Genomic DNA, 10,984 nt, shown 5'->3' with positions numbered 1-10,984 from the left:
TTTAATGCAAAAATTAAAGCATTTAGAGCACAATTAAGAGGCGTAAGAAGAACTGAATTCTTCCTGTACAGACTTGAAAAATTATTTGCTTAAAAACTCAAAAACCCAGAAAATGTTCTTGATCCAACATTTTCTGGGTTTTTGAGGGACTATCTCATAAAGTGTGTAAGTTAAAAAAATAGCGGGGGCCGGCCCCCGCTATTTTTTTATTAACTTTAAATTTTTACACATTATGAAGAAAGATGATTTAATTTCAGATGATTTTCTGAAGCAGTTCAAGTCTCACGAAGAACTCACGGGCTTTTTAAAACAGATCCAAAAACGGGGGATCGAAAAGATGCTCGAAGGTGAGCTCGATGGCCACCTTGATTATGACAAGCACCAAAGATCCGGTGGAGACAATGTGCGCAACGGACACTCCAAGAAGAAAATAAAGACATCCTTCGGCGAATCGGAGATCACCGTCCCCAGGGATAGGGAGGCCTCGTTCAACCCTATGATTGTCCCCAAACGGGGCAATATGGTCGATGGCATCGAAAACGTCATCGTATCGCTCTACGCCAAAGGGATGAGCAATAGCGATATTGAAGAGCAGATACGTGAGGTCTATGATTTTGACGTATCCACCTCGACCGTATCAAGGATCACCGAAAAAGTATCCGGTGACATAGTTGCTTGGCAGAACCGCCCCTTGGAACCGGTCTACCTCATTGTCTGGATGGACGGTATCGTCTTCAAGGTACGAGAGAACTCAAAGGTCATCAACAAGACCGTCTATATTGCCGTCGGCCTGCGCCGGGACGGCAGAAAAGAGGTCTTGGGCTTATGGCTCGGCAAGAACGAATCGGCGGCCTTCTGGATGAGCGTAATGACCGATATCAGGGCACGTGGCACAGAGGACATTCTCATAACGGCCACTGACAACTTGAACGGTTTTACCGACACTATCAAGAACGTGTTCCCGGAGTCCAAGACCCAAATCTGCGTAGTCCACCAGATCCGTAATGCTTGCAGGTACGTTGTATGGAAGGACAAGAAAGCCTTTACAGCAGACATGAAGCATATTTATAATGCTCCCAACCAAGAAGCAGCAAAGGTGGCCTTAGCGGATTTTGCCCAAAAATGGAACGACAAGTATTCCTATGCCATAAAGAGCTGGCGGGACAACTGGGAAGAGCTCACGGTGTTCTATGAATTCCCGCTGGAGATCAGGAAGATTATCTATACCACGAACCTTATCGAGAACCTGAATGGGAAAATAAGAAAGTACACCAAGAACAAACTTTCTTTCCCAACAGACGATGCCGTAATGAAATCCGTATATTTCTCAGTGCGTGAAGCAACCAAAAAATGGACAATGCCCATCAGGAATTGGGGTATTATTTTAAATCAGTTCCTGACGATCTATGAAAAAAGGGTCAGACTTTAAAAAAGTCCAACCCCTGTTATTTTAAACTTACACACTTAGCGGGATAGTGTCCGCTTAAAATAAGTTCTTATAGAATAACATTATTCAATTTCAAACCAGGCTTTTAACATACATATAGTATCAACAAACTTTCCTTTTTTAAGTATTGATACGCTAATGAAGCCGCCTACTATAGCAGTATATTGCAATTTCAAGTCTTTCTTGTTCCTTGTATCATAGAAAGCTCCATATTTACATTTAAATACATCTTTTTCTACATCATCGGTAAAAACCGACAACAAAATCATTTTTTGGAAAGTAGTGTTTCTTTTTTATGTTGGCAACTAAGGAAATAGTCCCATCTTTTTTAATAACTGCTCTATTTAACAAAGAAAGTTATTGCTTTGTATTTTCATAAGTAATAAATTTTATACCAAGCCTAGGTAAATAGCATGCTTTGTTAAACCTGCTAGGTTTTTAGCGTCCAATTTTAACAACAGGTTTTTTCGGTAAGTTTCAACAGTATGCTTACTTATAAAGAGTTGCTTTGCTATTTCGTTAGTTGTATTTTCAAGAGCAATTAATTTAAGTACTTCTAATTCCCGATCGCTAAGAGGGGCATCTTTTATTTTTTGACTTTGGAACAAACTTTCATTATATGTTTGTTTAATTCTTTCAGAGAAATATACAGATCCTCCTAAAATTGTTTTTACAGCTTCTAAGAGTACAGTTTTTGAAGCATTTTTTTGAATATATCCATCTACATTGATTTGTTTCAATTTATGGTACATAGAAGGGTTATTATGCATACTTACAATTAACATTTTAGTATCTGGATTTTTTTTCTTGACGTATGCACTCAATTCAACTCCACTTATATCTGGCATGCTTATATCTGAAACAATTAAATCAACAGGATCATGATGTTCTAAATAAGTTATTACAGTTTTAGCATTATCAGTTTTTAGAACTATCTCAATTGAAGGTATTTCTTCTAAAATATTGAGAAGTCCGTCTAAAAACATTTTATGATCATCAACAAGAATTAGTTTGTGCATCATAGCTCATTTTTATATGGTATGGTTATATCGATTAAAGTTCCTCTACCTAAAACAGTATCGATATTTAATGTTCCGTTTATTTTTTTTAATCTTTTTTTAATATTCATTAACCCGACTCCCTTTAAGGTATTTTTATTTTCAAACCCTTTACCATTATCTTCAAAAAGAAGATTAATAAAATTACTTGAGGCACTCACATTTACATCTATAACTGTAGCATTTGCGTGTTTAATTGTATTATTAACCAATTCTTGTAATATCTTGTATAATGCTGTTTGAATTTTAATATTAGATTGGTTAATTAGGTGTTCGTTAAAGGGTAAAAAGTTAATACTTAAATCACTTGAGGCAGATAAACTTTTAAGGTAATCATCCACTAAATCAATAAATGAATTTTCTTTAATCTTTTTTGATAATAAGTCGTGTGATAAATGGCGTACCTGTTCATAAGTTTCATCTAAATGGGTTAACACCGTTTGTAACTTAGGGGTTTCTAATTTAAAATTTTCTAATTGTAGTTTTATAGCTGCCAAGTTTCCTCCAATAAAATCGTGTAATTCTTGGGCAATACGTTCTCTTTCTAGCTCCTGTCCTTTTATGGATGCCTTAATTGTATTAAGTTGTTGATCCTTTACCAGTTCGGTTATCTGTTGCTGGTTTAATTCTTTCTGTTTTTTAGACAATTCACGTTCGGCATGCAGTTTTTGATAATACATAAACAGCAAAGCACTAAGAGGAATCAACAATACAAAAAAACCAATTAAATAAGCATTTTTTAAAAGCTTGGACTGCTCTGCTTCTGCCTTTGCTACTTCTTGGTTTTTCTTTAATAGTGCAATTTTATTTTCGCTTTCAGTTGTATTTTGTTGAAGTTGTAAAATAGTGTTTTGTTGTTTAGTCCCTTCGAGTTCTTTTTCTAAACTAAGGTTTTTTAAAGCTTCTTCTTGCCTAAAAAGCTCTAATTCATTTTTCTTTTTTTGAAGCGTAAGGAATTCGATTTCTTGTTGTTGCTTTTCAGTTTCATAGGCTATTTTAAGCTCTTCAAACTGTTTGTTTTTTTCAGCATTGAAAATACTCTCTTTTAACTCTGTTTCTTTTTTTAAATGAACTATACTTTTTTCATAAGATCCCATGTTCTCATAAACCGAAGCAAAAATGGCGTTCAAATGCATTTGGAGCATTTTGGAAGAAGAGTCACCCAACATAGTTTCAGCATCTTTTAAATAAGGTAATGCTTTAAAATGTTGCCCGGTTTTAGTATAAGAAAGTGCCAAATTCAATAAAGAAGAAGCCTCTGTTTGTTTCGTTCCTAATTGTTTAGCTAAGGTATTGGCCTGCTCGTAAAACTGTATCGCCTTGACGTATTCCTTTCTTTCAAAATGTATAGTGGCCAATCCCAAATAAACATGGCTTAAAGCATTATTATTATTGGTATTTAACGCTAAATCTTTCGCTGCTTCATACTGTTTTTCAGCTTTTTTATACCTGTTGGTCTTGACATAAACTTCGCCCAAATTTAAGTATTTACCCAGTCGTAACGACTCGTTCAAATATTGACCTGTTGCAAGATTAAGATAGCGTTCTGCTTCTGTATATTCCTCTTTTTCCAATAAGAGAACTGCTATTTGATGCAACACAACAGCTTTACTTGCTTTGTTGTGCTTTTCAGCATAACGAAGTGCCTTTTGATAAAACTCCATCGACTTAACAGGTTCTCCTTTACTTTTAAAAATATCTCCCAAGACCCTATAATTATTGGCATGGAATTTATTTTTTAAATCTGGGCCAAATGTATTTATAAGCGGAATATTTTTTTGTAAACTCAGTGCTGCCAATGAGGGATTTCCTTGCGAATTTAACGCAACCCCTTTGGCAAAATTTATTTGGATTTCTATGGGCTTAGAGGGCGAATAAAGTAATGCGGAATCTAAGAGTTTAATCCCTTCATCATATTGTTGGTCGGTATCGATTAATGAAACTCCTTTCTTAAATAAAGAGGTTGCTTTTGTTGCAGTTTGCGCTTTGGATAACTGCACAGCTAGCAATAAAAATAATATAAAACCGGTATTTGTTTTAAGTCGTTTCAAAAGAAAAAAATCGAAGGTATTACTTTTATTTAAAACTGAAAAGAATATCTGTTTGTAAGGTTGTACAGCACCAAACACACTCCTGTTGGCCTTGCTTACTATATAATTTTCTTATCGAGAACCAGCTTTGGCTTCCATTTTTTCTATAATCTTCAAAATTTTCAAATTATCTTGATACCCAAGTTCTCCATAAAACAGCTTCCCTTCAGAGCTATCATTAGGAAGGTGCTGAATGGTTTTATAGTCAATGCGCTTAAACTTTCTATATTGAGTTTTATGGTTTTCTAGAGGGGTTAAGGTAATAATACAATTTTTTTCTCTCCACTTTATAGGGACTGGAAATGAACCCCGATTTAAAACCTCTCCTTTATTATTATTTTGATTTAGCAAAACAGTTACTTTTTTTATTGCCCCCGCACTGAAATTATAGATGCTAAACTTAATTTGTTTTTCGGCTTCTCTTATTTGTTGCTTTAATTTATTTTGTTCTCGGATTTGACTTTTATATTCTATGTATTCTTCATCGCTCATATCATTATAAATGATATCACGTATGTTTCCATCTTCATCAAATAATGTTGTCTTTATCGTTGATTTATCAGAAACTTCAACAGTACTGGACGTATCTGTTTTTTGACAAGAAGCAATAAATACTACAAATAATAATACTAAATAGTTATTTTGTTTCATAAATAGCGTTTGGTTAGTAAAGGCCAAGACATCGTTACTTTAATAAATGCCCACTTGATAATAGGGATTGATACAGCTTTTATTATAAATCACGAATAGCATTAAGTAAATGACTTCGGATACTATTCCACAACGGTACCAATGAACAACAATGGTTTACCAAGAATCTTCTACCGACAATGAAAGTTCCCAACCTTTAGCTTCGTTAAATAATGTAGTTATTAGTTCTGGGGTATACGTAAAGTCAATTGAGAAAGCTATATATTACCCATAAGCCTTTTCTGTTTTACTTATGTTCATAGATTTAGCGATGATATTAAATTTTTTGAAATCATTCTTTCGGGCAATAGTTTCAATTTCTTCTATTTTATTTTGAAAGATTTCCCCTACTGCATCTGTTTTCTTTATACAATCTGTAAATGAAAGTGTGAGATAAGAGGTGCCCAATTCATTTTCTTCTGGTATAGTGTCCTGAGCATTGCTGCAATGAACTGTAAAAAACACTAATATCAATGTGGTTAAAAACTGTAGTTTATACATGGTTTTTTATTTATTTCAAAACTAGACTTATACCGCAAACCATATATCCCTATAAACAGGGAGTTTTTACAAAGAATTTGAATTAATTAGGTTATATATTTCAGTAAATAAGATAACGGCCCAGAAATATCGCTTGTTCTGCAATGTCAAGATTAATTCATACTCTCCATTTTCAGGGCTAAAAAAAGCATGGTAACCCTTTTCATAGGATCGATAATAAAAAAAGTCGCTCCCTACTTGAATTGCCAACATAGGATATATTTCTTTTTTGGGGTTGGCGTGTCTTATATGACGTATTTGGTAGGTAATGGGTTTGGTCGGGTGTTTAAAAACTGTTTCGTAATCAGTTTCAGAAAATTTAGGGCTATTTACTAGTTGCCATAATTGTTTATAATTTATTTGGGGTTTATAAAACTCAAAATTTTCTATTCCTTCCAATGTTCGTTCCCATAGTTGGTACATAGGATGTTTATCAGAAATAATATTATTTTCTGGGGTATGTCTTTGCAAAAAATAGGGTTGCTCCAATAATTGGGGTATTTGTGAGGTATAAAATACCAATAGCTCATCAGGTTTTTTAGAAGACCACACCAATGATAATTCTTGGTTTTTATTCTTAATAAATATAGAATAGGTATGCTTGTTTCGTTTATTTAGAATTTTTTCTATAAAATTCTTATTCTGTCCTTTATCTTTCAAAATTTCAACAGATTCTTCTAATGTATTCCAGGTCGAAAAGTGACTTGTTCCATTTAATAAAGGGCTGTCCAAGATTTGGAAAAACAAATCAAAGCTTATTTTTCTACTTTTAAAAACTATAGGTGTTTCTGGAACTTGCTTATCGCATATAATAGGTAAAACCTCAAAAGGGTCTCTGAAAACAATACTGGTGTCATAGATATAATCCGATATTTTGAAGTAATCAAAATGCAAACAGATTCTTTGAAGTTTTATAGCACTCGCAATCGGTAATGGCAAAAATATAAGCTCACAGCCAGAAGTGTGAATAAGTAGTACTTTTTGATTGTACTTTTTAAATTGGTCATCTAAAGTTAAGTAAAGAGTGTCAAGTTCTTCATCTTCACAAATACCTTCATCAAATTCAATGGCCTCATCTAAAAAAAAGATGGATATGGAAGATACGTCGTATGTATCAAGTGAAAAATCGTTGACATAAGCAAAGTTCAGGTTTTCTAATAACTCAATTATAGCATCGGTAAACTTATTTGTTTTTTCTGCTTGAGGTGCTTCTGTATCTGTAAGCAAATAATACAGTTGCATCGCCATTGCCGGTTGGTAATGTTCTCGGAACAACAACTTGCTTATTTCATCAACTATTGGAAATAGGTTGGTTTGTAATGTCATAGTTTTTAGTTTGGAGTCCTACCTATATAGGTTATACCAATTACCACCATAATTTTTGTAAAAATGTTCTTTGCTGGTAAAATGGATTGGTACATTGTCTAAGCTTATATAATCAAATTTATCATAGGGTTTTATACACCTGTAATAATCTTCTATAATTTGTTTTTTTATGACATTGTTGCGACTATCGTTTTGTTGTCTGATGGTATAAAACAATACGTATCCACTATGTATTTTCCATATTATTTTATACTTGCTTTCTATACTTTTAATACCGGCCACGGTCATTTTCTGTTGTGCTTCGGAAATTGCAAATGGGGCAAAACTGCTAAAGGTGACAAAAAGTCTTTTATGGTTTTTTGGCAAAAAATGGAAGGAAAAATAATCGATTATTCGTTTTGATTTTTTTTTGTTGAATAAACTATCCGCAACACCGAAACTTTCAAAAAACCGGGTTTCTTTTTCGTATTCAAAAATTATCTCTAACCGAATGGCATCGGGTAGTTCAAAAGTCATTATATGTAAGGGCTTTAACCCAAATGTTTCATATATCCAAGTTGTAAATGAATGGTATTTTGCACGCAAACGGAGGTTTCCTTTTTTTACTTCTTTGGCCGCTTTGTACTCTTCATCAACAGTGCTGATCATACCCCTTCACCCATATTTTGGATTGTAGCTAAAAATTTTGAATAGAAATAAGCCAAGGCTTCATCTTTAGGAAAAACATATAATAAAAATTGCTCTCCTTTTTTATTGGTGTACAAATTAATAGAAACGTGTACGTAATCACTTTGCGCTGAAAAATAGATGGGCTCCAATGCCAAAACCAAGGCATTTTTATCTCTATTTAACAGCAGTATCTCATATTCTCTAGTTGTATAATAATTAATAGCTTCAATCTCTTTTGAAAGTAATTTGGTTGTTTCTTTTCCAGAGCTCGTCGTATTGAAAATTTTTAACAAAGGGCTTTTTCCTTGAATCTTGATCATTCCTACATAAGGTATAATCTTGCCATAAGGACTTTCATCAGCTGTATTTAAAGCTATGGTATCAGCAACTTTTACTATTTGTGAGGCTACATCTTTGTATGCCTGATGTTGGTTACCTGTTAGGTTGTTTTTAAATGTTTTCCAGGATACCGTATCTAATTTTACCTGAGCTCTTTCTTCTACCAGTGTTTTAGCAACCTGTAAATCGTACATGGCTCGTGACAATAGTGGTGAATCACCTTTTTCGCCAATATATACACCATTTCCTTGACTAACATTAGTGCTTTCAAAAATAAGATGAATCTTTTCTTCCTCGAAATAGCGATAGAAAACTGTTGTATAGACCATATATTGATCGCGGAAAATGATACTTTCTGCATCTTGATATTCTACACATTTTATCTGGGATGAATATTTTTTCAATATTTTACCCATTGAAACCGCATCAACTTGGCTGTTTTCAATTAAATAGATACTCCCATCAAAACTGTTAAAGGTTGTTAGGTTTGATCCTAATTTAAAAATTTTAGAAGGCGTGGTGACTGTTCTTAACTCTTCTTTAAACTGAGCGTTCACATTTTCAATATTGTAATGAAAGGGAATGTTTAATTCCAATCCCGTAGCACGTTCTTTTTTGGTTACCGTATTGGGAAATTTATGTGTTGCTTCTTTATATATTTTTAATTGTTCTGCGGTAGGAGTGTTTCTTTTACATCCTAAAAAAAGTAAAACAACAAATAAACAAAACAGGGAAACGTATTTCATAACTATGCTATTCTATATCAAATAGGGTAAATTCAACCTGTCCAGATTCACGTATTTCTACTTCTTTTTTGGAAACAATATCGTTGTTTATTTTAATATATAATGTGATGGTATAGGGCTGAAAAGACTCCCCTATCATTACAGTAGAATAATCCTGATACTCTAAAACAAGGTTTGTATCAAAAGGTATTTTTTGTTGAATGTATTCTTTTTTATATGGCAATACCGTATTACCGTTAGATTTGTTTATAATTTCTAAATCTTTTCCAATAATCGAAGATTTAATTTGAACATTTCTATCCACATCGCTAGCCTGCAACTGGAATGTAATGTCCATTTTTTTAGGGTAATCGCTTCGGGGATCGTCATCTGTTGAACAAGAAATTAAAAGTTGAGCGACGATAAGTATCAATACTAATTTTTTCATATTTTATTTTTTTTGTTTTGGTGGTGCTTCTTCTATGGCCAATGATGTAAATTCTTTTTTTACATTGTCGTATTTGTATAGATGTATTCCCTTTATTTCTCCATCTTTATGAATAGGGGTTGTAAGTATCTTATCTTCTTTATTAAATATTATTTTAAAATAAGGCTTGGTGTCAATTTCAGGGGAAAATCGAGGGTAAAACGTTTCCAATTTTTCTGAAAAAAGCATGTTGGTACTTGAATCAAAACTACCTGAGATTAGATTGACCGTAAAAGCATGCACATCTACTGGATTGGTCCAAAACCCAAAACGGGTACAGCTAAACAAGTATGTATCTGCACTTAAATTGTAAATAGCATCAATTTGCATTCTTACCTCACCTTCTAATTTTAATTGTGCTACATAATCTGAAAAAAGAAACAACTCTTCTTTGTTCTTCGAATATTGAACAACCTTTATTTCGGGTAGGTTGAGTGGGTAAGCCGTAACTACCCGTACTTTTTTATCTTTCGAAACTACCGTTTTAATACTTGGTGCCTTAGTTGTGTAGTCTGCTTTTATTTCTATGCTATGGGAAGGGTTTGTGTGAAGAAAGATACTATCTAAAAGACTTTTAGATTTTCTAACTTGGTGAGCAGTATAGTTTTCTTTATAATGCTTTTTAAAAATTTGTTCTGTAAGTTGTTCCAAATCGTGTTTGTTAATTTCATTGGTTTGAGCGTGAGAATTTGAAATAAAGCACACGAAAACAAATATTATATATCGCTTTTTCAAAGGTTTCATTTTAAGCTGCAACATTATCTTGTTTTACTAATTCCCTTAGAAACAATAGGGTTTCCTCTGCATCTTGATCTTCTAAACCACCGAGAGGAAGCTTCACTTTTTTTTCATCAGTAAAAAGTAATACTACCTTTTTTTTAGGGTTATATTTAAGGTCTGTTAAGCTGGTATATTTTATAAATTTTTTACTTTGAAATGGGGAAAATTTAAATTCTAGGTAATCTGTATCAAAAACAAGGACATCATTTTTTTTATGCCAGTAATATGAAAAAATCAATACTATTAATGCAGGTACTACAGGAAACAATATATATCCAGTTGTTATAAAAAATACGAGTAAAATAGCGGTTATAACAACAACAGCTATCATAGAATTTTTTTGTCCCTTTTCTTTTAGTTTATAGGTTTTCATTGGTAATTGATTTTTTGTTTATATCATCTAATATTTTTTTTGCCCCTGTTACCCCAATCAACCCTATTGGAACAAAGATGTAGCTTGAATACATAAATATTTTAGCTCCTAACTTGGAAATACTGGTAAATTGCAGTAAACAAAAGCCAATAAAATTTATGGAGACAGGAATTGAAATAAAAATTGCTAAAAATTTCATAACGTCTTCATCATCGCTTCCTTCAATACCAATAAGAAGCAGTAAAACAAGGTGGATTGCCAAAGCAATATAAATTAATGTGTTTAGTTTTTTCATAGGGATATAGGTTTATTTGATTTCTACAAATTTATTAGGGGGACTATCTCATAAAGTGTGTAAGTTAAAAAAATAGCGGGGGCCGGCCCCCGCTATTTTTTTGTTTAATTTTAAATATTTACACATTATGAAGAAAGACGATTTAATTTCAGATGATTTTCTGAA

Annotated in this window: 12 protein-coding genes; 1 reads left to right on the top strand and 11 read right to left on the bottom strand. The window is 33.0% G+C overall.

Features of this window, described 5'->3' with window-relative positions:
* The first annotated feature begins 232 nt into the window (after nucleotides 1-232).
* Complete coding sequence (locus tag DDV96_RS15580) at nucleotides 233-1,429, top strand: IS256 family transposase (RefSeq protein ID WP_116695712.1); 1,197 nt, start codon at nucleotides 233-235, stop codon at nucleotides 1,427-1,429.
* 407 nt (nucleotides 1,430-1,836) lie between these two features.
* Here the strand turns inward: DDV96_RS15580 and DDV96_RS15570 are convergent, their stop codons facing one another.
* From DDV96_RS15570 to DDV96_RS15520, 11 genes are all read right to left on the bottom strand, one after another.
* Nucleotides 1,837-2,469 carry a response regulator gene (locus DDV96_RS15570; RefSeq protein WP_116695710.1) on the bottom strand — a complete coding sequence of 211 codons (633 nt, stop codon included), beginning with the start codon at nucleotides 2,467-2,469 and terminating at the stop codon, nucleotides 1,837-1,839.
* Nucleotides 2,466-4,556, bottom strand: a complete 2,091-nt coding sequence (locus DDV96_RS15565) for a tetratricopeptide repeat protein (protein ID WP_133240870.1) — start codon at nucleotides 4,554-4,556, stop codon at nucleotides 2,466-2,468. Before DDV96_RS15565 ends, DDV96_RS15570 begins: the two co-directional genes overlap by 4 nt.
* A 111-nt stretch (nucleotides 4,557-4,667) precedes the next feature.
* Nucleotides 4,668-5,246 carry a hypothetical protein gene (locus DDV96_RS15560; protein WP_116695708.1) on the bottom strand — a complete coding sequence of 193 codons (579 nt, stop codon included), beginning with the start codon at nucleotides 5,244-5,246 and terminating at the stop codon, nucleotides 4,668-4,670.
* 264 nt (nucleotides 5,247-5,510) lie between these two features.
* Nucleotides 5,511-5,786, bottom strand: coding sequence for a hypothetical protein (locus DDV96_RS15555; RefSeq protein ID WP_116695707.1), 276 nt, complete (start codon nucleotides 5,784-5,786; stop codon nucleotides 5,511-5,513).
* 66 nt (nucleotides 5,787-5,852) lie between these two features.
* Complete coding sequence (locus DDV96_RS15550; protein WP_116695706.1) at nucleotides 5,853-7,151, bottom strand: hypothetical protein; 1,299 nt, start codon at nucleotides 7,149-7,151, stop codon at nucleotides 5,853-5,855.
* 18 nt (nucleotides 7,152-7,169) lie between these two features.
* A complete protein-coding gene (locus DDV96_RS15545; protein ID WP_116695705.1) occupies nucleotides 7,170-7,799 on the bottom strand; it encodes a hypothetical protein in 630 nt (209 codons plus the stop codon).
* Complete coding sequence (locus DDV96_RS15540) at nucleotides 7,796-8,905, bottom strand: hypothetical protein (RefSeq protein WP_116695704.1); 1,110 nt, start codon at nucleotides 8,903-8,905, stop codon at nucleotides 7,796-7,798. Before DDV96_RS15540 ends, DDV96_RS15545 begins: the two co-directional genes overlap by 4 nt.
* A 7-nt stretch (nucleotides 8,906-8,912) precedes the next feature.
* Nucleotides 8,913-9,332, bottom strand: a complete 420-nt coding sequence (locus DDV96_RS15535) for a hypothetical protein (protein WP_116695703.1) — start codon at nucleotides 9,330-9,332, stop codon at nucleotides 8,913-8,915.
* A 3-nt stretch (nucleotides 9,333-9,335) separates the two neighbouring features.
* On the bottom strand, nucleotides 9,336-10,130 hold the full coding sequence (locus tag DDV96_RS15530; protein WP_116695702.1) for a hypothetical protein: 795 nt from the start codon (nucleotides 10,128-10,130) through the stop codon (nucleotides 9,336-9,338).
* Nucleotides 10,117-10,524 carry a hypothetical protein gene (locus tag DDV96_RS15525; RefSeq protein ID WP_116695701.1) on the bottom strand — a complete coding sequence of 136 codons (408 nt, stop codon included), beginning with the start codon at nucleotides 10,522-10,524 and terminating at the stop codon, nucleotides 10,117-10,119. The genes DDV96_RS15530 and DDV96_RS15525 overlap by 14 nt, the downstream gene beginning before the upstream one ends.
* A complete protein-coding gene (locus DDV96_RS15520) occupies nucleotides 10,511-10,819 on the bottom strand; it encodes a hypothetical protein (protein WP_116695700.1) in 309 nt (102 codons plus the stop codon). Before DDV96_RS15520 ends, DDV96_RS15525 begins: the two co-directional genes overlap by 14 nt.
* Nucleotides 10,820-10,984 lie beyond the last annotated feature (165 nt).

The organism is Marixanthomonas spongiae, assembly GCF_003095375.1.
GTDB lineage: Bacteria > Bacteroidota > Bacteroidia > Flavobacteriales > Flavobacteriaceae > Marixanthomonas > Marixanthomonas spongiae.
Note: the sequence above shows the minus strand (reverse complement) of the source record. Positions and strands in the feature narration are given on the sequence as shown.